At 64.0% G+C, this 22,369-nt stretch carries 20 protein-coding genes; 3 read left to right on the forward strand and 17 right to left on the reverse strand.

Going from position 1 to position 22,369, the window contains the following annotated elements; all coding sequences use genetic code 11:
• Nucleotides 1-159: 159 nt before the first annotated feature.
• From EPZ47_RS12345 to EPZ47_RS12375, 7 genes are all read right to left on the reverse strand, one after another.
• Nucleotides 160-513: a Na+/H+ antiporter subunit G gene (locus tag EPZ47_RS12345; protein ID WP_135845021.1), complete on the reverse strand. Its 354-nt coding sequence runs from the start codon at nucleotides 511-513 to the stop codon at nucleotides 160-162.
• Nucleotides 510-788: a K+/H+ antiporter subunit F gene (locus EPZ47_RS12350; protein WP_003202841.1), complete on the reverse strand. Its 279-nt coding sequence runs from the start codon at nucleotides 786-788 to the stop codon at nucleotides 510-512. Before EPZ47_RS12350 ends, EPZ47_RS12345 begins: the two co-directional genes overlap by 4 nt.
• Nucleotides 785-1,273, reverse strand: a complete 489-nt coding sequence (locus tag EPZ47_RS12355) for a Na+/H+ antiporter subunit E (RefSeq protein WP_135845022.1) — start codon at nucleotides 1,271-1,273, stop codon at nucleotides 785-787. The genes EPZ47_RS12350 and EPZ47_RS12355 overlap by 4 nt, the downstream gene beginning before the upstream one ends.
• Complete coding sequence (locus EPZ47_RS12360; protein ID WP_135845023.1) at nucleotides 1,270-2,955, reverse strand: monovalent cation/H+ antiporter subunit D; 1,686 nt, start codon at nucleotides 2,953-2,955, stop codon at nucleotides 1,270-1,272. The genes EPZ47_RS12355 and EPZ47_RS12360 overlap by 4 nt, the downstream gene beginning before the upstream one ends.
• The gene (locus tag EPZ47_RS12365) at nucleotides 2,952-3,296 is read right to left on the reverse strand and encodes a Na+/H+ antiporter subunit C (RefSeq protein ID WP_003202835.1); all 345 of its coding nucleotides are present in this window, start codon (nucleotides 3,294-3,296) and stop codon (nucleotides 2,952-2,954) included. The genes EPZ47_RS12360 and EPZ47_RS12365 overlap by 4 nt, the downstream gene beginning before the upstream one ends.
• Nucleotides 3,296-6,217 carry a monovalent cation/H+ antiporter subunit A gene (locus EPZ47_RS12370; protein ID WP_135845024.1) on the reverse strand — a complete coding sequence of 974 codons (2,922 nt, stop codon included), beginning with the start codon at nucleotides 6,215-6,217 and terminating at the stop codon, nucleotides 3,296-3,298. Before EPZ47_RS12370 ends, EPZ47_RS12365 begins: the two co-directional genes overlap by 1 nt.
• Nucleotides 6,218-6,369: 152 nt before the next feature.
• Complete coding sequence (locus tag EPZ47_RS12375; protein ID WP_178084309.1) at nucleotides 6,370-7,374, reverse strand: DMT family transporter; 1,005 nt, start codon at nucleotides 7,372-7,374, stop codon at nucleotides 6,370-6,372.
• A 12-nt stretch (nucleotides 7,375-7,386) separates the two neighbouring features.
• Here EPZ47_RS12375 and EPZ47_RS12380 point away from each other — a divergent pair, with 12 nt between their 5' ends.
• Nucleotides 7,387-7,950 carry a helix-turn-helix domain-containing protein gene (locus tag EPZ47_RS12380; protein WP_135845026.1) on the forward strand — a complete coding sequence of 188 codons (564 nt, stop codon included), beginning with the start codon at nucleotides 7,387-7,389 and terminating at the stop codon, nucleotides 7,948-7,950.
• A gap of 15 nt (nucleotides 7,951-7,965) precedes the next feature.
• Entirely contained in the window at nucleotides 7,966-9,414 is a 1,449-nt protein-coding gene (locus EPZ47_RS12385) for an FAD/NAD(P)-binding protein (protein ID WP_135845027.1), read from the forward strand.
• A 65-nt stretch (nucleotides 9,415-9,479) separates the two neighbouring features.
• Here EPZ47_RS12385 and EPZ47_RS12390 read toward each other — a convergent pair whose 3' ends face one another.
• The 3 genes from EPZ47_RS12390 to EPZ47_RS12400 form a co-directional block, all read right to left on the reverse strand.
• Nucleotides 9,480-10,592, reverse strand: a complete 1,113-nt coding sequence (locus EPZ47_RS12390; RefSeq protein WP_135845028.1) for a Gfo/Idh/MocA family protein — start codon at nucleotides 10,590-10,592, stop codon at nucleotides 9,480-9,482.
• 213 nt (nucleotides 10,593-10,805) lie between these two features.
• Nucleotides 10,806-11,573 (reverse strand): SDR family oxidoreductase, encoded by a 768-nt coding sequence (locus EPZ47_RS12395; RefSeq protein ID WP_003180553.1) that lies wholly within the window; start codon nucleotides 11,571-11,573, stop codon nucleotides 10,806-10,808.
• A 24-nt stretch (nucleotides 11,574-11,597) separates the two neighbouring features.
• On the reverse strand, nucleotides 11,598-12,665 hold the full coding sequence (locus EPZ47_RS12400; protein WP_135845029.1) for a phosphotransferase family protein: 1,068 nt from the start codon (nucleotides 12,663-12,665) through the stop codon (nucleotides 11,598-11,600).
• Between the two features lie 186 nt (nucleotides 12,666-12,851).
• On the opposite strand from EPZ47_RS12400, the gene EPZ47_RS12405 reads away from it, so the two are divergent.
• Nucleotides 12,852-13,247, forward strand: coding sequence for a DUF4280 domain-containing protein (locus EPZ47_RS12405; protein ID WP_109755997.1), 396 nt, complete (start codon nucleotides 12,852-12,854; stop codon nucleotides 13,245-13,247).
• A 142-nt stretch (nucleotides 13,248-13,389) separates the two neighbouring features.
• On the opposite strand, the gene EPZ47_RS12410 is transcribed toward EPZ47_RS12405, so the two are convergent.
• The 7 genes from EPZ47_RS12410 to tssE are packed head-to-tail and all read right to left on the reverse strand — an operon-like array spanning nucleotide 13,390 to nucleotide 22,367.
• Nucleotides 13,390-13,932, reverse strand: a complete 543-nt coding sequence (locus EPZ47_RS12410) for a toxin-antitoxin system YwqK family antitoxin (RefSeq protein WP_135845030.1) — start codon at nucleotides 13,930-13,932, stop codon at nucleotides 13,390-13,392.
• Nucleotides 13,933-13,945: 13 nt separating this feature from the next.
• A complete protein-coding gene (gene tssI / locus EPZ47_RS12415; RefSeq protein WP_135845031.1) occupies nucleotides 13,946-15,955 on the reverse strand; it encodes a type VI secretion system tip protein TssI/VgrG in 2,010 nt (669 codons plus the stop codon).
• A 35-nt stretch (nucleotides 15,956-15,990) separates the two neighbouring features.
• Nucleotides 15,991-16,560 carry a hypothetical protein gene (locus EPZ47_RS12420; protein ID WP_135845032.1) on the reverse strand — a complete coding sequence of 190 codons (570 nt, stop codon included), beginning with the start codon at nucleotides 16,558-16,560 and terminating at the stop codon, nucleotides 15,991-15,993.
• Nucleotides 16,561-16,616: 56 nt separating this feature from the next.
• The gene (tssH, locus tag EPZ47_RS12425; protein WP_135845033.1) at nucleotides 16,617-19,160 is read right to left on the reverse strand and encodes a type VI secretion system ATPase TssH; all 2,544 of its coding nucleotides are present in this window, start codon (nucleotides 19,158-19,160) and stop codon (nucleotides 16,617-16,619) included.
• Nucleotides 19,161-20,186 (reverse strand): type VI secretion system baseplate subunit TssG, encoded by a 1,026-nt coding sequence (gene tssG / locus EPZ47_RS12430; RefSeq protein WP_135845034.1) that lies wholly within the window; start codon nucleotides 20,184-20,186, stop codon nucleotides 19,161-19,163.
• Complete coding sequence (gene tssF / locus EPZ47_RS12435; RefSeq protein WP_135845035.1) at nucleotides 20,150-21,940, reverse strand: type VI secretion system baseplate subunit TssF; 1,791 nt, start codon at nucleotides 21,938-21,940, stop codon at nucleotides 20,150-20,152. Before tssF ends, tssG begins: the two co-directional genes overlap by 37 nt.
• Nucleotides 21,924-22,367, reverse strand: a complete 444-nt coding sequence (gene tssE, locus EPZ47_RS12440) for a type VI secretion system baseplate subunit TssE (RefSeq protein ID WP_135845036.1) — start codon at nucleotides 22,365-22,367, stop codon at nucleotides 21,924-21,926. Before tssE ends, tssF begins: the two co-directional genes overlap by 17 nt.
• Nucleotides 22,368-22,369 lie beyond the last annotated feature (2 nt).

Below are 22,369 nucleotides of genomic sequence, written 5' to 3' on the forward strand. Positions count from 1 at the left end.
CGGAGGTTCTGGTGGTCAGCTATCGACTAAAATCGACAGCCCAGAACTGCTGAATACATGTCAGCCTGACACTCCGAGGTGGCAGGTCTCGGGGCTGCTGCGCACCCCAGCGGGAGCAAGCTCCCTCGCCACAAAAGCTGTACCGGCTCGAGATACCTGTCAGTCGGTTCGGCGGCTGCTCACTTCCGCCGGCACATCGTCCCCCGCCATACGCTTGCGAAACAACGCCGCCCGGGCCAGCAGCAGGGTGGTTACCGGTACGGTGATCGACAGCAGGATCGGGATAAGCCAGGCATGCAACACTGGCCCGGACTTGAGCGCCGAGAAATAAATGATCGAGGCCAGTGCCACGCTCCAGGCACCCAGTGTAGAGGCCAGGGCCGGTGGGTGCATGCGCTGGAAATAGTCCTTCAAACGCACCAGGCCGATTGCCCCGACCAGGGCGAAGAGGCCGCCGAGCACCAGCAGGATCGCCACCGGGATTTCCACCCACATCGACAGTTCGCCGGTCATTCGATTACCTCGCCACGCAGCAGGAACTTGGCCAGGGCGAACGAGCCGACAAAGCCGAACAGGGCGATCAGCAGCGCCGCCTCGAAATAGGTGTCACTGGCATAACGGATGCCCAGCACCAACATCATCAGCATCGCCACGATGTACAGATAGTCCAGGGCCAATACCCGATCCTGGGCCGACGGGCCCTTGAACAGCCGCCACAGGGTCAACACCATCGCCAGGGAGAACAGGAACAGGCTCAACAGGATCGCATTGGACAGCAGCGGGCTCATTCGAAAATCTCCATCAACGGGCGCTCGTAGGTGGCCTTGAAATGCGCGATGAAAGACGCCTCGTCTTGCAGGTCGAACACATGCATCAGCAGGATGCTGCGATTCAGGGCCAGTTCCGACCAGACTGTCCCGGGTACCACCGTGGTGATCATCGACAGCGCTGCCAGGCCGTTGGCATCGCGCAGGTCCAGCGGCACCTTGATGAACTGCGAGCGAGGCGGGCGGCGCCCGGCGTTCAACACACCCCAGGCCACCGCCAGGTTCGAGGCGAGTACATCGCGGCCCACCAACAGGAACAGGCGCAGTACCACCCACGGTCGCCGGATACGGATGGGCCGTGGGCGCAGCGGGCGCATCATCAGCGGCGCGAGAAAGCCCAACGCCGCCCCCAGCAGCAGGTGCCCGGCGCTGAGGGACAGGTTCAGCACCAGCCACAGCAACCAGAGCGCCAGGGACAGCCACGGAGCGGGAAACAGGCGCTTCATGGTTGCACCTCCGGCAATGCGGTGCTGGCCTGGGGGTTGGGCACGGCGCGGGTGGCCAGAACCGACATCACATAATGTTCAGGGTTGTTCAGCGCATCGGCGGCGGACTGGGTATAGCGCAGCAACGGCTCGGCCTTGAAGGTCAGCGCGATGCCCAGGCCCAGCAGGACGATGATCGGCAGGCATTCGAACGGCCGCAGCAACGGCGACGGTCGTTCCTGTGGCGTCCAGAAGCGCTGGATGCCCAGGCGCGAGAACGCGATCAACGAGGCCAACCCCGACAGAATCAGCAACGCCAACAGGCTCCACGCCTGATTCGACACCGGCGCCCCGGCGCTGGCCCCCAACCCCTGGGGATTGAGCAACGCGCTCAGCAGACCCAGCTTGCCGATGAACCCCGAGAGCGGCGGCATTCCGATAATCAATAGCGCGCAGAAGATGAAACTCAAGCCGAGAAAGGCCATGGTCCAGGGAATCACTTGGCCGACCACGGCTTTCTGCTCGTCATCGAGGTTGATGCCCTTGGGCGGCTGCAGGGATTCCTGCGGTCGCGGCAACGTGTCGAAGTCGTCGTCCAGGCCCGCTTCATTGGCCGAGCGCGAGCGTTCGACCAACTCCGCCAGCAGGAACAGCGCGCAAAGCGCCAGGGTCGAGCTCACCAGATAAAACAGCGCCGCGCCCACCAGGTTCGGCTGGGCAAAACCAATGGCCGACAGCAAGATTCCGGCCGAGACCAGGATACTCAGACTGGCCATGCGCTCCAGGCGCTGGGCCGCGAGAATGGCGATGGCGGCGCAGACGATGGTCGCCATGCCGCCGTAGACCAGCCAGTCGGCGCCGAAATACGCCGAGGCGCCGGCCTGGCCGGAGAACAGCAACGTCCACAGGCGCAGGATCGTGTAGACGCCGACCTTGGTCATGATCGCAAACAGCGCCGCCACCGGCGCACTGGCGGCACTGTAAGCCGGCACCAGCCAGAAGTTCAGCGGCCACATGCCGGCCTTGGCCAGGAACGCCACCGCGAGAATGCCTGCCCCCGCGTGCAGCAAGCCGCGGTCGGCCTCCGGCACCAGCGGGATTTTCAGGGCCAGGTCGGCCATGTTCAACGTGCCAGTGACGCCATAGATCAGCGCCGCGCCGATCAGGAACAACGACGAGGCCAGCAGATTGATGGAAATGTAATGCAGCCCCGACGATACCCGCGCCCGACCTGACCCGTGCAGCATCAAACCGTAGGAAGCTGCCAGCAGTACCTCGAAGAACACGAACAGGTTGAACAGGTCCGCCGTCAGGAAGGCGCCGTAGAGGCCCATCAGCTGGATCTGGAACAGCGCATGGAAACTGGCACCGGCGCGGTCCCAGCGGGCCGTGGCGAAGAGCAGGGCGCTGACGCCGATGATGCCAGTCAGCACCAGCATCAGCGCTGACAGACGATCGACCACCAGGACGATGCCGAACGGCGCCTGCCAGTTACCGGGCAAGTACACACCGATGGAGGCGGGCAGGGCCTGGTCCTGGGTCCAGCGCAGCAGCAACACGGCGATGCCCAGGCCCAGCAGGCTGGAGAACAGGTTGATCCGCGCTTTGAGTGGGCGGTGCTTTTCACCGAGCATCAGCATCAACGCGGCGGTCAGCAGCGGCAACAGGATGGGCGCGGCGATCAGATGGGGCGTCAACATCATTCCTTGGGCTCCCGGCCGTCCACATGGTCGGTGCCGGTCAGGCCCCGGGACGCCAGCAGCACCACCAGGAACAGCGCGGTCATGGCGAAGCTGATGACGATGGCGGTCAGCACCAGCGCCTGGGGCAGCGGATCGGTGTAGTGCAACAGGTCCTGGGGCACGCCGTCCTTGATGATCGGCTCCTTGCCGATGAACAGGCTGCCCATGCTGAAGATGAACAGGTTGACCCCGTAGGACAGCAGGCACAGGCCCATGACCACCTGGAAGGTCCGTGGTCGCAACACCAGCCAGACACCGGAGGCGGCCAGTACGCCGATAGCGATTGCGATGACTTCTTCCATCAGGCGGTGGCTCCTGGTTGGGTGACGGGTTTGGCTTGCAGGCCCGGTTTATGCGCACGTACCGACTGGTGAGCCAGGGCGGTGAGAATCAGCAGCGTCGAGCCGACCACCACGGCGTACACGCCGATGTCGAAGAACAGTGCGCTGGCCAGATGAATGTCGCCCAGCAGCGGCAAGTGGAAATGCCAGGTGTGGGTGGTCAGGAACGGATAACCCACCACCATCGCCCCAAGCCCCGTGGCTGTGGCGAACAACAGCCCAGTGCCCATCCAACGCAGTGGTCGCAGGCTCATTTGCGCCTCGACCCACTGGGTGCCGGCGACCATGTATTGCAGGATGAACGCCACCGACATCACCAGCCCGGCGACGAAACCGCCGCCGGGTTGGTTGTGTCCGCGCATGAACAGGTAGAACGACACCACCAGCGCAATCGGCAGCAGCAGCCGCACCAGCACCGACGGCACCATCATGAAGCCTAGCGCGGTGTCGCTGGCATGGCGCGGGTTGACCAGGTCGGTGACCACGTCCGGCGCCAGCAGACGCTGTTGCGCCGGCAGTTGCATGCTTTCCTTCGGCGGTCGGAACCGTCGCAGCAGGGCGAACACGGCCAGGGCCACCGCCACCAGCACGGTGACTTCCCCCAGGGTGTCGAAGCCACGGAAATCCACCAGCATCACGTTCACCACGTTACTGCCGCCACCTTCGGGCAGGGCCCGGCTCAAGTAGAACGAAGAAATGTCGTTGGGGGTCTGGCGCGTCAGCATCGCGTAGGACAACAGCGCCATGCCGCTGCCCACCGCGATGGACAGCAGCAGGTCCCGCAGGCGTCGAATGCGCGCGCGCCGTTCGCTATTGGGCCGGGGCGAGGCATCCTCGATCCGCCGTGGCAGCCAGCGCAGGCCGAGCAGAATCAGCACCGTGGTCACCACTTCCACCACCAGTTGCGTCAAGGCCAGGTCGGGCGCGGAGAACCAGACGAAGGTCACGCAGGTCATCAGGCCGCAGACGCTGACCATGGTCAGGGCCGCGAGCCGGTGGTACTTGGCCTGCCAGGCCGCACCCAGGGCACAGGCGATCGCCAGCAGCCACAGGGTGACGAACACGATGGAGCCGGGGATCTTCGGCCGGTCACCCCAGACCAGCGTGCTGTGCAGCATCGGGATCAACCCGGCGAGCACCGCAGCCAGCACCAGCCAGAACAACTGGGCCTGCAGGCGGCGGGTGCTGATCAGCCGTTCCAGCCGCCGGCTCTGGCGCATCATCAGCACCAGGCAGCGCTCGAACAGCCGCTTGCCGCTGAGCCGGCCAATGAACGGTGGGTGCTTGATGTGCCCCTGCCTGAACTGATTACGCAACAGCAGGTACAGCACGATGCCGCCGGACATCGCCACCAGGCTCATGATCATTGGCGCGTTCAGGCCATGCCAGATCGCCAGGCTGTACTCGGGCAGCGTGCCGCCCACCACCGGCAACGCCGCCGCAGCGAGCAACGAGCCGACCACCTGGGCCGGGAAAATCCCCACCAGCAGGCAGGTGAACACCAGCAACTCCACCGGCGCGCGCATCCAGCGCGGCGGCTCGTGGGGGGTATGGGGCAGGTCGGTGGCGGTGGGGCCGAAGAACACGTCCACGGTGAAGCGCAGGGAGTAGGCGACGCTGAAGGTCCCGGCGATGGTGGCGATGATCGGCAGCGCCAGCTCGACCCAGGCTGTGGCGGAAATGAACACGGTCTCGGCGAAGAACATTTCCTTGGACAGAAAGCCGTTGAGCAGCGGCACCCCGGCCATTGCCGCGCTGGCCACCATCGCCAGGGTCGCGGTGAACGGAATCAGCCGCACCAGGCCGCTGAGCTTGCGAATGTCGCGGGTGCCGCTTTCGTGGTCGATGATCCCGGCGGCCATGAACAGCGAGGCCTTGAAGGTGGCGTGGTTGAGGATATGAAACACCGCCGCCACCGCCGCCAGCGGGCTGTTCAGGCCCAGCAGCAGGGTGATCAGCCCGAGGTGGCTGATGGTGGAGTAGGCCAGCAGCCCTTTGAGATCGTTCTGGAACATCGCGCAGTAAGCGCCCAGCAACAAGGTGCAGGCCCCCGCGCCGCCGACGATATAGAACCACTGTTCACTGCCCGACAGCGCCGGCCACAACCGCGCCAGCAAGAACACCCCGGCCTTGACCATGGTCGCCGAGTGCAAATAGGCCGACACCGGCGTGGGCGCGGCCATGGCGTGGGGCAGCCAGAAGTGGAAGGGGAACTGGGCGCTTTTGCTCAGGGCGCCGATCAGGGTCAGCGAGAGCAGGGTGGGGTAGAGGGCATGGGCACGGATCAGGTCGCCGGCGGCCAGGACCTTGTCCAGGTCATAGCTGCCCACCACATGGCCGAGCAGCATCACTCCGGCCAACAGGCACAGCCCGCCGGCCCCGGTCACCATCAAGGCCATGTAGGCACCGCGCCGGGCGTCGGCGCGGTGGTGCCAGTAGCCGATCAGCAGGAACGAGAACAGGCTGGTCAGCTCCCAGAAGAACACCATCTGGATCAGGTTGCCGGAGATCACCAGCCCGAGCATGGCGCCCATGAACGCCAGGAAAAAGGCAAAGAAGCGCGGCACCGGATCGTCCGGTGACATGTAATAGCGCGCGTACAGCGACACCAGCGTGCCGATACCCAGCACCAGCAACGAAAACAGCCAGGCGAAACCGTCCAGGCGCAACACGAAATCCAGGCCCAGGCTGGGCAGCCAGGAATATTCTTCGCGGATCACGCCGCCGTCAGCGATCTGCGGGTACAGCAAGGCCACCTGAACGGTGCCGACCAGGGCCACGAGGCCCGCCAGCAACGATTCGGCGTTACGGGCGTTATGCGGCAGCAGCGCCGCGACACAGCTGCCGATGAAGGGTAAAAGCAATAGAACTATCAGTGACATAGGCTTCTATTCGGCGGGAGTTTGTGAGGGATCATACGTGGCGTATCCCGGATCACCAACCGCGAGGCTGTCTCAGAATCCTACAAAGCAGGTGGAGTTTTCTGACTTTGCATGGCTGCAAGAGGAGGCAAGGCAACGATTTCTCGACGGCCTCACTGCTCGCGCTCAAGCACCTCATCCACCTCGACCTCACCTTTGCTCCGGGTCTTCAGCTCACTGACAATCACTGCCGCGACGATCAGCGCCGCGCCGAACAAGGCAATCGCCGGCAGCCGCTCGCCCGCCAGGCGCCCGGCAATGCCGGCCCACACCGGCTCACCGGCATAGATCAGCGTGGCACGGGTTGGCGAGACGCTTTTCTGCGCCCAGTTCATCGCCACCTGGATCGCTGCACTGGCGGCCCCCAGGCCCACGGCGCTGACCAGCAGCAGCCAGGAAAAATCCGGGATGGCTTCCTGGGTCGGCACCACCATCAAGAATGCCAGTACCGCCGTGCTCGCCAGTTGCACCACGGTCACCCGGCGCACATCGACCTGGCCGGCATAGGCGCTGATCAGGATGATCTCGGCGGCAATCGCGATGGCGCTGATCAGCGTGGCGATCTCGCCGGCACTGAAATTCAACGAGGCGCCCGCCGGCCCCGAGACCAGCATCAGTCCGGTGAACGCCAGCATGATGCCGATGCTCGGCATCAAGCCAGGCCGGCGGCCCAGCACCAGCCACTGCAACAGCGGCACGAAGGGTACGTACAGCGCGGTGATGAACGCCGACTGGCTGCTGGGGATGGTTTGCAGGCCGACCGTTTGCAAGCCATAGCCGAGCATGATCGCCACGCCGATGAAGCTCCCGGCCTTGAGCTCGAACAAGGTCAGTTCCCGCAACTGGCGCCAGGAGAACAGCGCGACAAACCCCGCCGCGGCGGCAAAGCGCAAACCCACGAAAAACATCGGTCCGCTGACGGTCATGGCGTGCTGCACCAGCAAGAAAGTCCCGCCCCAGATCATGGTGATCAGCACCAGCACGCATTCGGCCTTGCTGAACCTTGAGAAACGGGAGGAAGCTTGAGGGGAGTTCACCGATGTCATGACCTTGCGCGCCACTTGAGGCGGACGCACAATGCGCCCGAAGTTGGGCAGTATAATGCGCAGCCCTAGCATGTGAGCAATATAGTGCACAAAGAAAACGGCCAGCGGGCATCCGTCCTGCAACACGTCAGCCAGAACGTCCGCCGCCTGCGGCATGTCGCGCAGCTCAGCCAGACCGCGCTGGCGGAACTGTCCGGGGTCAGCCGGCGAATGCTGGTGGCCATCGAAGCCGGCGAAAAAAACGTCAGCCTGACCACCCTGGACCGCGTCGCCGAGGCCCTCAACGTGGCCTTCAGCGACTTGATCCAGGCCCCCGACGCCCGCGATCCGAGCCGCATCAACGAGTTGGCCTGGGCCGGCACCATCCCCGGCAGCAAAGCCGTGCTGCTGGCCAAAGCCACTGCCAGTCGCGAAGTCGAACTTTGGGAATGGCGCCTGGAGCCCGGTGAGCATTACCCTTCCGAACCCGACGCCGAGGGTTGGAGCGAACAGCTCTATGTGTTCGAAGGCTGCCTGACCCTGTTGTTGGGCAGCGAAGAGCGCCGGATCGACGCCGGTGAGTTTTTCATGTTCGCCAGCAACCAGCCCCATGCCTATCGCAACGATGGGCCGGTGGCGGCGAGATTCGTCCGCAATGTGGTGATTTGATTCCTGGAGAGCGGTATGGATACAGCGCTGGATCGACATGAGCATGGCGTCACCCGCGAGGCGGACATCCTGATCATCGGCGGCGGCCTGAGCGGTGCCATGCTGGCGGCGCAATTGTTGCGCCTGCCGGGCCGACGCGAGGTGTTGATCGTCGAGCCGCGCAGCGAACTGGGGCGGGGCGAAGCCTACAGTGCCGTGGAACTGGGCCATACCTTGAATGGCAACGCGGCGCGGATGAGTGTCGATCCGGACAACGCCGATGACCTGACCCAATGGCTCACTGCGTTCATCGAGGCCGGCGGCTGGCCCGAGTCGGATCAGCAACAGGTGCCCATCAGCGAGCTGTTCCCACCCCGGGGGATGTTTGGCCTTTATGCGCAGCAACGCCTGGCCGAGGCTCGCGAGTTGGGCGTACAAAACGGTTCGACCGCCGAGCACGTGCGCGGGGAGGCCGTGGACCTGCGGGTTGTCGACGATGCCGTAATGCTGACCCTGGATGACGGCCAGGTCTTGCGTGGCCGTTTCGCCGTGCTGGCCACCGGCATGTTTCCGGCGGCGCGAACCCCGCAAACCGAATCCAGCGGCTTGAATGCCGCCGCCCTGGACCCTTGGGATGTGGCGGCGATGCGCCGGCTCGATCCGCAATCCACCGTGTTGATCATCGGCTCGGGGCTGACCATGGTTGACGCCGTGGTGTCCCTGGAGCAGGCCGGGCATCGCGGGCCGATCGAAGTGTTTTCCCGTCATGGCCTGCTGCCCCATGTACGTCGCCAGCCGCCGGCCTGGGTGGATTTCCTGGCCGAGGATCACAGCCTGCGTTCGCCGCGCCAACTGATGCGGGCCTTGCGGCAGCAATGCCGCCAGGCCCTGGCCCAAGGCATTGATTGGCAGGCGCCGCTGGACACGGTGCGCGCGCACATCGGGCGTTTGTGGAGCCAGGCCAGCGATGTGCAGCGCCGGCAGTTCGTCCGGCACGTACGGCCCTGGTGGGAGAGCCATCACCATCGCTCGCCACCGTTGAGCGCCGAACTGGTGGCGCGTCTGCACGAAGAAGGGCGGTTGCGGATCCGGGCGGCGTCGTTCAACGGGCTGGCGTCCTCTGCTGAGGGGACACTGGCGATTCACATCCGTCGACGGGGCGAGGCTGGCCTGACCGTGGTGCAGGGCGCGGCATTGATCAACTCCAGCGGCATCGAATATGACTGGCGCCGGGTGGCGCGACCGTTGCCGCAGCAGTTGCTGGCCCGTGGTCTGATCCAGCCCGGCCCATTGGCCCTGGGCATCGCCGCGTGTCCCGATGGGGCCGTGCTGGACGCCCACGGCGAGCCCGCCGAGCGCCTTTTCGCGATGGGCCCGCCGCTGCGCGGAATGTGGTGGGAAAGCACCGCGGTGACCGACGTGGCGAGCCAGGCCAAGGCGCTGGCGGCGCGCTTGGTTGAGTTGCAAACCCACCACCCAGATTGACCTCGTCCCCCGTGGCGAGGGAGCAAGCTCCCTCGCCACAAAAGCGGATCAGCGGCGGGCAGTGACTATTCACTGATTTTCACCCAGCGCTGTTCCCGCGCCGCCACACGAATCGCCGCCGCCAGCCGCTCCACCTCCCAGGCCTCGGCAAAATCTGTCCCGCTGCCACCCTGGCCGGCAAGGGCCATGAGCAGTTCCTGCACCTCCAGAGTCTTCAATTCGTTGTACCCCAACTGATGCCCGGCCGCCGGGCTGAACGCGGCATACCCCGGCAAGTCCGGCCCGGCCAGCAATCGCTGGAAACCCGGCTGGCCGATGCGGCACAGGCGCAGTTCATTGAGCCGCTCCTGATCGAACGCCAGGGTGCCGAGGGTGCCGCTGATCTCGAAGCTCAGGTGGTTCTTGTAGCCATGCTTGAGCCAACTGCTGCTCACTGTGCCCCGGGCGCCGTTAGTGAAGCGCAGCAGGGCGTGGACCTGGTCGTCCACCACAATGGCGCGCTGTTCGGGATTGCCCGCGCTGGCCGGGCGTTGGTTGTGCACGGTCTGGCTGTCGGCGCACACCGCTTCGACATTGCCCAACAGGTGACGGGCCATGGCCAGCAAGTGACTGCCCAGGTCGGCCAGCGCACCACCAGCGTGGGCCGCTTCGCAGCGCCATGACCAGGGCGAGGTCGGATCGGCCATGAAGTCTTCGCTGAATTCACCCTGGAAGCTGATGATCCGCCCCAGTTCCCCGCGCTGGATCATGTCCCGTGCCAGTTGGATGATCGGGTTGTGCTGATAGTTGTAGCCGACCCGTGTGACCACGCCAGCGGCCTTGGCTGCCTGCTGCATCTGCTCGGCCTGCTCCAGGGACACCGCCAGGGGTTTTTCACAATAGACCGGCTTGCCCGCCGCCAGGGCCGCCATGGCCATCGGGAAGTGCAGATGGTTGGGGGTGGTGATGGCGATCAGGTTGACCTTCGGGTCGTCGATCAGCTGTTGCCAATCGCTATGGGCCGTCGCGAACCCCCAGCTCTGGGCGCATTGCCGGGCACGCTGCGGATCGGCGTCGGCCAGGGCCGCCAGTGTCAGGTTCAGGGGGAAGTCGAATACCGCTTTGGCATTGTGGAACGCCAAGGCATGGGCACGGCCCATGAAGCCGGTGCCAATCAGACCGATGCCGAGTTCACGCATAGAAAGAGCCCTTTGAATTGTTATTTTCAGGAAGGCTCTTTATGGAATAAATATTCCCAAATTGCAAATATTGGAATAAATATTCATTTCTGTAGTCACTGCTATTCCCTGTGGGAGCGGGCTTGCTCGCGAATGCGCCGGGTCAGTCACAACGGTATTAACTGATCCACCGCATTCGCGAGCAAGCCCGCTCCCACAGGGTGGGTGTCGCTATCAGGACAGGAACCCACCATCCACATTCAGCGCCACACCCGTGGTGTAGCTCGACGCATCACTGGCCAGGTACAACACCGCGCCGGCCATCTCGCTCGGATCGGCCACGCGCTTGAGCGGGATCTGCGCCAGGGCGGTTTTCAGGATCGCGTCGTTCTTGACCAGGGCCGAGGCGAACTTGGTGTCGGTCAGGCCCGGCAACAGGGCGTTGCAGCGGATGCCGAACTGCGCGCATTCCTTGGCGAACACCTTGGTCATGTTGATCACGGCGGCCTTGGTCACCGAATAGATGCCTTGGAAGATTCCCGGCGAGATGCCGTTGATCGACGCCACGTTGATGATGCTGCCGCCGCCGTTCTCGCGCATCAGCTTGCCGGCTTCCACCGACATGAAGAAGTAGCCGCGAATGTTCACGTCGACGGTTTTCTGGAACGCTCCCAGGTCGGTGTCCAGTACGTTGCAGAATTGCGGGTTGGTGGCGGCGTTGTTCACCAGGATGTCCAGGCGCCCGAACTGCTCGCGGATGCCAGCGAACACCTGGCTGATCTGCTCCATTTCGCCGATGTGGCAGGCAATGGCGGTGGCCTTGCCGCCGGCGGCGATGATGGCGTCGGCCACATGCTGGCAACCGTCGAGCTTGCGGCTCGACACAATCACGTGGGCGCCTTGCTGGGCCAGCAGTTTGGCGATGGCTTCGCCGATGCCACGGCTGGCGCCGGAAACGAAAGCGATTTTACCGTCGAGGTCGAACAACTGAGTCTTGGACATGCTGTTTCCTTGTTATAGGTGCGCTCAAAGCGTGGATTTGCCGATGACGTGCAGGCTCATCTGCTCCAGCAGTTTGTTCATCTGAACGAACTGCGCGAAGCGTTTGTCCTGGGTCTGGCCGTGGAAGAAGCGGTAGTAGATCTGCTGGACGATCCCGGCCAGGCGGAACAGGCCGTAGGTGTAATAGAAATCGAAGTTGTCGATGCGGATCCCGGCGCGCTCGGCGTAGTAATCGACGAACTCGCGGCGGGTCAGCATGCCGGGCGCGTGGCTTGGCTGGCGGCGCATCAACTGCACCGGCGCCGGGTCGTTGGCCTCGATCCAGTAGGCGAGGCTGTTGCCCAGGTCCATCAACGGGTCGCCGATGGTGGTCAGTTCCCAGTCCAGCACGCCGATGATCTGCATCGGGTTGTCCGGGTCGAGAATGACGTTGTCGAACCGGTAGTCGTTGTGCACGATGCTCGAAGTCGGGTGGTCGGCGGGCATCTTGTCGTTGAGCCAGGCCTTGACCGCTTCCCACTTCGGCGCGTCGGGAGTCAGGGCTTTTTCGTAACGGTCGCTCCAGCCACGGATCTGCCGGGCCACGTAGCCTTCGGGCTTGCCCAGGTCGGCCAGGCCACAGGCCTGGTAGTCAACCCGGTGCAGTTCGACGAGCCGGTCGATGAAGCTCTTGCACAGTGTTTCGGTACGGGCGGCGTCGAAACCCAGTTCCGGCGGCAACTCGGAGCGCAGGATGATGCCCTTGACCCGTTCCATCACGTAGAACTCGGCGCCCATCACCGATTCGTCGGTGCAGTGCACGTAAGCCTTTGGGCAGTACGGGAAACCGTCACGCAATTGATTGAGGATGCGAAACTCCCGGCCCATGTCGTGGGCCGATTTGGCCTTGTGGCCGAATGGCGGACGGCGCAGGACGAATTCCTGTTCGGGGTATTCCAGCAGGTACGTCAGGTTCGACGCGCCACCGGGAAACTGGCTGATCTGCGGCATGCCGGTCAGGCCCGGAATGTGGGCCTTGAGGTATGGGTCGATCAGACTGGCATCGAGTTCTTCACCGTCGCGCACGCGGGTGGACTGATCAGTAAACGCCATGCTTATCCCTTCTGCTTATTTTGGAGGCCATCGATCATTGGCTAATCTAATGGCGCGTGGGCGGCGTCACAAGCACGCCAGGGTCTTATAGGTTAGCGTGTTGCAGGATAATCATCGGGCCTGATGCGCGGTGGTTGCGGGCGAGCTATGGTTTGGGGGGCAGTCGCTTTCAAGGAGGTAACCGCGATGGGATGTCCGCAAGTCTGTGGCACCGCCACCCTGCAATGCAGCTTCGGCGTGGCCCCGGCGGTACTCAATGTGCTGCCGGTCAATCGCCTGCTGACCGGTGGGATGCCGGCGGCGAACATCATGGATCACATTCCGCTGGTGAACATCACCACGTTCGGCATGTGCCAGAGCCTGGCCAACCCGACCGTGGCCGCCGCGACCGCTGCGGCACTGGGTGTGCTGACCCCCATGCCGTGCATTCCCGCCACCGCCACCCCCTGGATCCCCGGCGGCGCACCGACCCTGTTACTGGGCAACATGCCGGCTATCGACGCCAATAGCACCTTGATGTGTACCTGGGCCGGAGTGATCAAGATCGTCGTGCCGGGGCAGGTGCAGATGCTTATCCCTTGATGGTTGTGAGGTGGCCCGGGATTGCTGTCCACCTCAAATCCCCTGTGGGAGCGCTCGCGATAGCGGAGGGTCAGTTGGCGGTGATGTTGACTGTGAAACCGTCATCGCGAGCAAGCTCGCTCCCACAGGCTGGACGGGGTGGTCAGGCCTGTGCTGGATCATTCCAGCGCCTGAACCACCAGCGCACCCGGGAGATCGGTTTACCCTCGGCGTCCAGCGGCCGGCCGTCTTCGGCGTAGGCGTGGGCCGGCTCCAGCAGTTGGCCGTTGAGGTAGCGGGCTTCGACCGCCGGGTTGCCGTTGGGATGCAGGCGGCGATAACGGCCGTCGCGCACGCCGTCGCGATAGAACTCGGCCTCGGCCAGTTGCCCGTCAGGGAAGTAGTTGTTGGCCTCACCGTGCAGCAAGCCATTGCGATACGTGGCCTGGCGCTGCAACCCACCTTCGGCGGCATAGAAACTCGCCACGCCCTGCAACTTGCCTTTGACGAACGGCATCACTGCCGAGACCCTTCCATTGGGGTGATACAAGGTGCTGGTGCCTTGCAGTTCACCCTGGCTGTAGTTGAGTTTTGCCTGCGGGCGCTGCGCCTCTTCAATCTGCAGTGGACCGTCGAGCCGACCATCGACCAGTTGCCCGCTCAGTTGGCTGTCGCCACGCTCCACGTCGAGTTTTTTCGAGGCCATCGGCACGCTCCTGTCAGTTGACCTTCACCAGGCCGCCCTTGATCGTCAGCATGCCGCCGCCGTCCACGGTCTGTTCGGCGGCGGCCTTGTTCACCAGGCTGATGCCGGCGTCGTTGGTCAGCGTGGTGCCGGCCTTGTTTTCCAACGACGTACCGGCCTGGTTGCTCAGCGCCGTGCCGGCCTTCTGGCTGATGGAAGTGCTGGCCTGGGCCGCCAGGTCCGCGCCGCTCTTGATCGCGAAACTGCCGCCGCTTTGCAGGGTCAGGGTGCCACTGACCTTGATGGTCAGGTTGCCGTCCACCGTCAGGTCATAGTTACCGGTGACCTTGTGCGCGTAGTTGCCGCCGGTGCTGTGGTTCTGGTCCGAGCCCACGGTCACGGTGCGGGTGTCTTTCACATCGAGGCTGTCGCTGCCGGTCTGGAGGGTCACGCTACGCTTGCCTTTCTCCAGGGTGATGGTCTCGTCGCCGTCCTTGACCGTGCGGGTGCGAGCGTTCTGCACCGTGAGGGTTTCATCGTGACCGACCGTCGCGGTGGTGTCGTTGAGCACGTTGATGTTGAAGTCTTTCTGGGCCTGGAGAAACACTTCCTCAGCGTCCTTCTTGTCTTCGAAACGCAACTCGTTGAAACCGCCGCCACCCTTGGACGAGTTGGTCTTGATCCCGGACTGGGTCTGGTTCGCCGGCAACGCGTAGGGCAGGGCGTTGTCGCCGTTGTAGACGCAACCGGTCACCAGCGGCCGGTCCGGGTCGCCATCGATGAACGTGACGATGACTTCCTGGCCGATGCGCGGCACGAACTGCATGCCAAAACCCTTGCCGCTCCAGGGCAACACAACGCGCACCCAGCAGGACGAGGTTTCGTCGTTCTTGCCGGTGCGGTCCCAGGGGAACTGCAATTTGATCCGCCCATACTCATCGGTCCAGATCTCTTCACCGGCCTTGCCCACCACCAGCGCCGTCTGGGTGTGCATGCGCGGTTTTGGCGTGGTGCGCGCCGGTCGATAAGGGGTGGCCTTGGGGATCGCTTCGAAGCGGTTGCGGTAGCTGTCATGGCTGGCTTCATGGCTGACCGAGGTCACCACCCAATCGATATTCAGCGTCGTGTCTTCATGGCCGGCGAGGGTGAACCAATACCCCGGCACCAGCCAACGGCAGTCGCTTTCGCCGACAAAACGCTTCTCCTGGCTGCGCAGGCCATCCACCCGCTGTTTGGTCAACCCATCGCCCTGGGCTTTGGCGGTATAGCCGCCCGGATGTTCATACATCGAGCTTGGCCCGGCCACGGCTTCGGCCTGGCTGTAGAGCGATGTCGTCGGCGTGGTGAATTCGTAGTCGGTTGCCTGATAAACCCCAGCCACCGCTTGCAGGCACACGTGCCCGCTGCGGATGCCGTGCAGTTCCCGCTCACCCAGCTTCTGCCCGAGATAGTTCACCGTCGGTCCATTGGGAATGGGCGCGAAGGCGTCATTGCTGTCGGCCAGTACCAGGGTGTGCGTGCCGTCCTCATGGGTGAAGAACCAGAAGATCCCGTCCTCTTCCAGCAGGCGCGAGACGAAGGCCAGATCGGTTTCGCCGTACTGCACGCAGTATTCGCGTGGCGTGTAGCTGCCGGTGAGTTTGAGCTGGAAATCGGTGAAGCCATGGGCCTTGAAAATCGTCGTGACGATGTCCGACGTGGCGAGGTTTTGGAACACGCGGTTGTTGCTGGCAAGGCTCAGCCACCACAGCCAGGGCCGTAACAAGAGTTGATAGCGCTCGGCGGTGGCATCGGCAGGGAGCTGGCGGATTTCGGCCACCAGAAAGTCCATGGGGCGCAGTAGGGCATCCTTGTGCAGCGTCGTGGTGACGTGGCTGGCGACGGCCGTGGTGAGGGTCAACGAAGCGCCGTCGTTGATGCCGTTGAGGAGGTGCGAGCCCAATGCATTGAGGCGTTCTTCGCCGGACAGCGAATCAGGGTACAGCGCCGACAGTGTAGTGGCGGTGAGCGATAGCGTGGTGTTGCTGTCGGTGGAGCGGGGCATTGAAAGGCCTCACGACTTCAAGAAAAAAACAGGCGTCAGCTGTAATGAGTGGTGATGAAGTTGTACGGCGCGCTTAATTCGTTCGATCGACTGATAGGAAGGCCATGAGGGTACGTGTCTATGTTGCAGAGATAAGCGGTAAAGGACCCCTCGGCGTCGAAGACCCATGAATCACCACGGTTCAATGTCTTGTCCAGCAACTCACGATTTTTCTGGCTTGTAGCGACGACAACGACCCAGCGATTATCAGCCTTGAACCCGTGGAGCTTGTTGACATCCCGGGTGATGGATTCCTGAAGGCTCGCACCGCCGAAATCTCCGTTTGTGCTCTCTACCTTGATCTCCACTGCAAAACTCTTTCCCAGAAGAACGAAATAGAAATCCACCTTCTCTGCGCTGTAAGGCCAGGGGTAACTGATCTCCCTGACCTTGGCAGTGATCCCGTAGCCACGTTGGAGGTGGTAGGAAATCTCAACTTGGGCGGCGCTTTCCCACGGGCCGTTCGAAGTCCAGCTTTTATTGAACTGGCTGGGTGTGCCGGAGAAGTCTTGCGGATGGACGCCAGCCGCCTGCAAGACAACGTTTAAAAATTCTTCTTCCGTCATGATGCCTGTCTCCGCTGAGTAAGAAGCTGTTGTAAAAGTCGGCTGGTTTAGCAGTATTACTCCAACACCCACTCCGCCAACTTCCCGGTCACCTGCGTCATCAACACATTCTCGACATCCCGCGCACCCGCCGCGCTGCACTTGGCCAACACCGCCTTGACAATCCCCGCATCAAACTCGAATTGCTTGCCGGTCGCGGCCTTGTAGCGCCCGCGCAATTTCTCCAGTTTCGCCAACACAATCCCCTCCAGCGTCGCCTCATCCAGTGGCCGATAGGCCACCACTGTCATGCGCGCCAAAAACGCCGGGCGAAACGCTTGTAGCAGTACTTTGTGCAAGGCTGCGTTGAAGGCGTCGCTGCCCAGTTGCGCGACGGGCGTATCCAACAGCAGTTCGGCGCCGACGTTGCTGGTGGCGAGCATCACGGTGTTCTTGAAATCCACCACCAGGCCGGTGCCGTCCTCCATCAGGCCTTTGTCGAAGACGTTGTAGAACGCCTCGAGTACATCCGGGTGGGCCTTTTCGATTTCATCCAGCAGCACCACCGAATAGGGTTTGCGCCGCACCGCTTCGGTGAGCACGCCGCCGCTGCCATAGCCGACGTAGCCGGGCGGGGCGCCTTTGAGTTGGCTGACGGTGTGGGCCTCCTGATACTCCGAGAGGTTGATGCTGATCAGGTTGCGCTCGCCGCCGTACAGGGCATCGGCCAGGGCATAGGCGGTTTCGGTCTTGCCCACGCCCGTGGGGCCGACCAGCAGGAACACCCCGACCGGTTTCTGCGGGTCGGTGAGGCCGGCGCGGTAGGCTTGCAGGCGCTGGGCGATGGTGTTCAGCGCCGTGCTCTGGCCCATGACCCGCTGGCCCATGCGCTGGCCGAGGGTGCGCACGGCGTGGGCTTCGTCGGCGAGCATCTTGCCGACCGGGATGCCGGTCCAGCCGGCGATCACCGCAGCGACGGTCTTGCTGTCGACCTGTTCCGGCACCAGGGGGTCGTCCTGGCGAATGGCATCGAGGCCGGCTTCCAGGCGCAGCAGTTCGGCGGCCAGGTGGTCGATGCGGTTATCGATCTCGGTGTCGGGTTTTTCGCTGTCGGCGCGCTCGCTCAGGGCCAGCAGTTCGCGCCGGGTGTCGAGCAGTTCGCGCACCGCTTCGCGTTCTTCGCCCCAGCGGGTTTCCAGCTCGCGGATGGCCTGCACGTTGCTGGTCGATTCGCCTTCGAGCAGGGTGATGCGTTCGCGGTGGTCCAGCCCGGTGGCCTGTTCCCGGCGCAAGCGTTCGACTTCGTCCTTGAGGCTGTTCTGCCGGTGGCGCAGGCTTTCCAGGGGCGGTGGCACGTCATGTTGGCCGAGGGCGACCCGCGCGCAGGCGGTGTCGAGCACACTGATGGCTTTGTCCGGCAACTGGCGCCCGGAGATGTAGCGGTGAGACAACTTCACGGCTTCGTGGATGGCCGCGTCCAGCACCTGCACGCCGTGGTGTTGTTCCAGTTTTGTCGCTACTCCACGAAGCATTTCCACGGCGGTGAGTTCGTCCGGCTCTTCGACCTGCACCAGTTGGAAACGGCGCGCCAGGGCCGGGTCTTTCTCGAAATATTTTTTGTATTCAAGCCAGGTGGTGGCGGCCAGGGTGCGCAGCTCGCCCCGAGCCAGGGCCGGTTTGAGCAGATTGGCGGCGTCACTGCCGCCCTCTGCGCCGCCTGCGCCGATCAGGGTGTGGGCTTCGTCGATGAACAGGATGATCGGTTTTTCGGCGCTGCGGACCGCGTCGATCACGCCTTTGAGGCGCTGTTCGAACTCGCCTTTGACCCCCGCGCCGGCCTGCAACAGGCCCAGATCCAGTACGCGCAGGGTGACTTCCTGCAACGACGGTGGCACATCCCCGGCGGCAATGCGCAGGGCCAGGCCTTCCACCACGGCGGTCTTGCCGACCCCCGGAGCGCCCACCAGGATCGGGTTGTTCTGCCGGCGCCGGAGCAGGATATCGATGCACTGGCGAATCTCCCCGTCGCGACCGACGATGGGGTCGATGCGTCCGGCCCGGGCGTCTGCGGTCAGGTCCTGGGTGTACTGGTCGAGGACCGGGTCTTGTTTCTGCTGAGCATCGCCGGGCTTGGCCGGGCGCACGCCGCCGACGTGCTCGCGGGAGCTTTCGGTCCAGTCCAGCAGGTGCGTGCGCAAGGCCTCCCGTGGAATACGCAGCAGCGACGAGGCACTGTTGAGCAGCAAGCTGCGGCGTTCGTCACGGTCGAGCAGGGCCAGCAGCAACAGACCGGAGCGGATGCTGTCCAGGCCCAATACGCTGGCCTCAACCACGGCGTCTTCCAAAAGGCCGATGGTTTGCGCTGAGAGCGCAGGCGTGCGGGTGCTGCCGGATTTGAACAGTTCCAGGGCCTTGTTGATTTCTGCCGCGACCGCGTCACGCTCCAGGCCAAAACGCGGCAATAGACAGGCAAAGTCGCCGCCTTCGATGTCCAGCAATTCCAGCAGCAAGTGTTCGATTTCCACGTAGTGATGGCTGCGCTGCATGCAACGTTGCGCGGCCCGTTCCAGGGCACGGCGGTTGTCCGGGTTGAGGCGTCCGATCAGGCTGGCCAGTTCCATTCAGGCGATCTCCGGTTGACGAAGGCGGGTTTCGATCCGTTGCACGGCCAGGTTCGGCTGACGTTGCAGGCCACCGTTCCAGTTCAAGCGTGGCGGTGCCTGGCGACCCAGTTGCAGTGGGCCGGCGCCACGGATCAGCAGCACCAGCGTGCAATCCAGGTCAGGGCCGAAATACAAGGCATACAGGCTGGCGAGCAGCGGATGGGTTTCGCCATTGGGCAGCAGTCCAGCGGCCTGGGCGACAGTCAGCGGGCCGAGGGTCAGGCGCACCCCGGCGTGTTCGTCCCAGACCCGGGTGCCGGCCACCGCGCTGCGGCCCAGGCGCAAATTGCGCCCGCCCGGTTGCAAGCGGCTACGGCTGGCCGGGGGGATTTCGCGCCAGCCACCTGCGTACGCGGTCAGCTCCACCGGCAGCGCGAACTGTTCACGGACAATCGCCGCGAACCCAGCCAGGGAACGACGGCCATCGGCGTACAGCGCGGTGCAAGCCAGTACGGCGGAGTCGGGTGCGGCCTGGCGTTCTTGCAGGGCTTTGGGCAACAGACCGGTCAGCGCCCGTAACTGCGCTTGTACGGCGGACGCCCCTGGGGCGGTGAAGCCCAGGGCGATGCGATGTTTGCGCATGACCTTGTAGAGCAGGCTGAGCAGGCGATGCTGGAACAGGTCGAGAAATTGCGCCGGTGCGTGATCGCGTGCGCGCGCCCGTTGTTGCAGCCATTCCTGATAAGCGTAGGGCAGGGGGCCGTCGGGACCACCGAGGCCGAAGATGGGTGTGGTCAGGGTTGGCGGCGAGCCCGCTTCCTGGCTCAGGCTTTCGATTTCACTGGCGGCGAACAGCGGCGTCAACGGCCCGCGCAAGCGCAAGGCTTCGGCGTGCGGCGCGGTGCCGCTGCCCAGGGTTTCGGCCTGAGGATGTTCACGTTCCAGCAGCAGCAAGGCCTGGAGCCATTCGAAGCGTTGTGGATCATTGCGCAGTCGTTGGCTCAGGTTCAGAGCGTCAGGGGTTTGCCGGCTTGGGGTTGCCATGTTTTCACCTCCTTATCGGCCTGGACCAGCACGGTGCGCACGAAGCGATTGGCAGTGGCGTACAGGGAAAAGAACTGCGCCAGCACCCCCGAGAACAGCACCGCGCTGCTGCCGACGAAGTGTTGCGGATCCAGTTGCAGGCGCACCTCCAGTCCGTTGCGCCAGCCACGCCAGGCGTCCTCGCCGACATGAGCGATGACCCGCTCGCAGCCCAGCCCCAACACCCCTTCGATCTGGCGCCGGGCGCTGGCCTCGTCCCGCAGGTTGTGCAACTCAAGAATCTCGCGCAGCGCGTCCAGTGCCTGGGAGCCTTCCACCAGGGACAAATGGTTGAGGGTCAATTGCGACACCAATCGCCAGCGCGATTCACCGTCCAGGCGCGGCAGGCTCTGGGGGCTGGGCGGGTTGCGCAGTCGGGCCCAGGCCACCGGCCCCGGGCGCTCGAAACCCAGCGCCGTACCGGCCGGCAGGCTTTGGGCCAGGTGCCGGTTGGTGCACAGCAGTTCGGCGGTGAGGCTGTAGTCGCGGGTATCGGCCAGCGGGTCGAACTGGGTGTCCACCAGGCTGACCATCAAATCGGTGCCCAGCCGGTTCGGGCTCATGCCGCTGACCCGCCGTGCATGCCAATAGCATGTCTGGTCGCTGCCGTGCTGGCTGCCGTAATAGGCCGGCACCTTGCGCACGCCCTGGCTGGAGGTGGCACGCATGCCGCGGATGCTGTGGATCTCGACGCTGTTTTCCCGATGACTGTCGGCCACCAGGCGGTATTCGCTGCGGGTGCCATCCGGGCGCAGTGGCTCGGAAGTCCTGGGGAACAGGTTGATCACTGGCGCGCAGCCCAGGGCGATGTCGCTGGCCTGGAGTGGCAGGCGGCTGGCGGGGGCGCGGTCGAAAACGATGTACAGGTACAAGGAGGGGCTATCGCTGGTGGCCCCGGTCAACGGCAGGTCGAAAAAGCCGAACTTGTCAGGGAAGGCGAAGTACTCGGCCAGCAGGCGCATGCCGGGATGCACGCCGTCTTCATCCGGCAGCAAGACTTGGTCACTGGCGAAACCGACGATCTGCGGCAAGCCTGCCAGTGGCTCCGGCACGCTGCCTGGCGGGCCGGCCAAAACCTTGACGGCATGGGCGCCGAGCAAGTCGTAGAGCCAGGCATTGATCATCGGTGACGCCGCCAGGTGCACCCGCAGTTGATCGATCCCCAAGGTCGCCCATTGGCTTTCCCCCAGGCAACGCAGGTTCAGGCGCAAGGCCGAGCGGGCCTGGACCACCCCGGTCAGCGCCTGGGCCTCATCGCTGCCCAGCAGCAACGCTTCGCTGACTTCCAGCGGCCACAGGTGCACGGCGGCGGTGGTGCGAAAATGAATGCTCTGGCCCTTGTCCGTGGTGACGAACAGCGGCGTATCCCGGGGCAGCGGATAGCCCTCGTTCAGGTTGCCTTTGCTCGGGTCGGGTTCGAATTGCACGATGGCGCAGGACGGCAGGGGGCGCATCGCCAACGGGTAAAGTTGTTCGAGCAGGGCATCGCTGAACTCGGCGTAGTCGTCATCGAGCCGGCGTTGCAAACGCGCGGCCAGCAGCGCGAAGCCCTCCAGAAGACGCTCGACGTGGGGGTCGGGGCATTCGCCAGGGGACAGTTCCAGGCGCCGGGCGACCTTGGGGTAACGTTCGGCGAACAGGCTCCCGGCATGTCGCAGCCAGGTCAGTTCGCGCTGGTAATAGTCCAGCAGTTGCGGGTCAATCGAGTCGCTCATGGCGTACCTCAAGGCCGTCGCCGGCATGCTCGATGACAAATGCCACCGGCCATGCGTGCGAGTCGCCGCGTAGCTCGCCCAGCAGCCGTATGCACAGTTGCTGCGGATGGCCCGGCACCGGGGTGACCTGCACCTCGCCCAGTCGCAAGCGAGGTTCAAAGTGGGTGATGGCCTGGCGGATTTCACGGGTCAGTTGCCGACGGTCATCGCTGCGCTGCTGTTGCAAGGCGGTCCAGTCAGCGATGCCGTAGTCCAGGATGCTCGGCGGTTCGGTCAGTGCTTGCGGGCCGCGTCGGGTGTTGAACAGACGTTGCAGTTCGGCGTGGACCGAGTCCTGCAACGCCTGTCGATCGAACACCCGCCCAACATCGTCCGCCGGGTTGGCCAGACGATCGAACAGCGGTGGGCGAAGCCCGAAGCCAGCCATGG

Source organism: Pseudomonas viciae, assembly GCF_004786035.1.
Lineage (GTDB): Bacteria > Pseudomonadota > Gammaproteobacteria > Pseudomonadales > Pseudomonadaceae > Aquipseudomonas > Aquipseudomonas viciae.

Excerpts from the sequence above, each read along its gene's own strand:
- EPZ47_RS12390 (WP_135845028.1), bottom strand. The coding sequence starts at position 10,592 with ATGCGTGAACTCGGCATCGGTCTGATTGGCACCGGCTTCATGGGCCGT.
- EPZ47_RS12350 (WP_003202841.1), bottom strand. The coding sequence starts at position 788 with ATGAGCCCGCTGCTGTCCAATGCGATCCTGTTGAGCCTGTTCCTGTTC.
- tssH (WP_135845033.1), bottom strand. The coding sequence starts at position 19,160 with ATGGAACTGGCCAGCCTGATCGGACGCCTCAACCCGGACAACCGCCGT.
- EPZ47_RS12365 (WP_003202835.1), bottom strand. The coding sequence starts at position 3,296 with ATGGAAGAAGTCATCGCAATCGCTATCGGCGTACTGGCCGCCTCCGGT.
- EPZ47_RS12410 (WP_135845030.1), bottom strand. The coding sequence starts at position 13,932 with ATGGCCTCGAAAAAACTCGACGTGGAGCGTGGCGACAGCCAACTGAGC.
- tssF (WP_135845035.1), bottom strand. The coding sequence starts at position 21,940 with ATGAGCGACTCGATTGACCCGCAACTGCTGGACTATTACCAGCGCGAA.
- EPZ47_RS12375 (WP_178084309.1), bottom strand. The coding sequence starts at position 7,374 with ATGCTAGGGCTGCGCATTATACTGCCCAACTTCGGGCGCATTGTGCGT.
- tssE (WP_135845036.1), bottom strand. The coding sequence starts at position 22,367 with ATGGCTGGCTTCGGGCTTCGCCCACCGCTGTTCGATCGTCTGGCCAAC.
- EPZ47_RS12385 (WP_135845027.1), top strand. The coding sequence starts at position 7,966 with ATGGATACAGCGCTGGATCGACATGAGCATGGCGTCACCCGCGAGGCG.
- EPZ47_RS12370 (WP_135845024.1), bottom strand. The coding sequence starts at position 6,217 with ATGTCACTGATAGTTCTATTGCTTTTACCCTTCATCGGCAGCTGTGTC.
- EPZ47_RS12400 (WP_135845029.1), bottom strand. The coding sequence starts at position 12,665 with ATGGCGTTTACTGATCAGTCCACCCGCGTGCGCGACGGTGAAGAACTC.
- tssG (WP_135845034.1), bottom strand. The coding sequence starts at position 20,186 with ATGGCAACCCCAAGCCGGCAAACCCCTGACGCTCTGAACCTGAGCCAA.
- EPZ47_RS12420 (WP_135845032.1), bottom strand. The coding sequence starts at position 16,560 with ATGACGGAAGAAGAATTTTTAAACGTTGTCTTGCAGGCGGCTGGCGTC.
- EPZ47_RS12355 (WP_135845022.1), bottom strand. The coding sequence starts at position 1,273 with ATGAAGCGCCTGTTTCCCGCTCCGTGGCTGTCCCTGGCGCTCTGGTTG.
- tssI (WP_135845031.1), bottom strand. The coding sequence starts at position 15,955 with ATGCCCCGCTCCACCGACAGCAACACCACGCTATCGCTCACCGCCACT.
- EPZ47_RS12360 (WP_135845023.1), bottom strand. The coding sequence starts at position 2,955 with ATGATGTTGACGCCCCATCTGATCGCCGCGCCCATCCTGTTGCCGCTG.
- EPZ47_RS12405 (WP_109755997.1), top strand. The coding sequence starts at position 12,852 with ATGGGATGTCCGCAAGTCTGTGGCACCGCCACCCTGCAATGCAGCTTC.
- EPZ47_RS12345 (WP_135845021.1), bottom strand. The coding sequence starts at position 513 with ATGACCGGCGAACTGTCGATGTGGGTGGAAATCCCGGTGGCGATCCTG.
- EPZ47_RS12395 (WP_003180553.1), bottom strand. The coding sequence starts at position 11,573 with ATGTCCAAGACTCAGTTGTTCGACCTCGACGGTAAAATCGCTTTCGTT.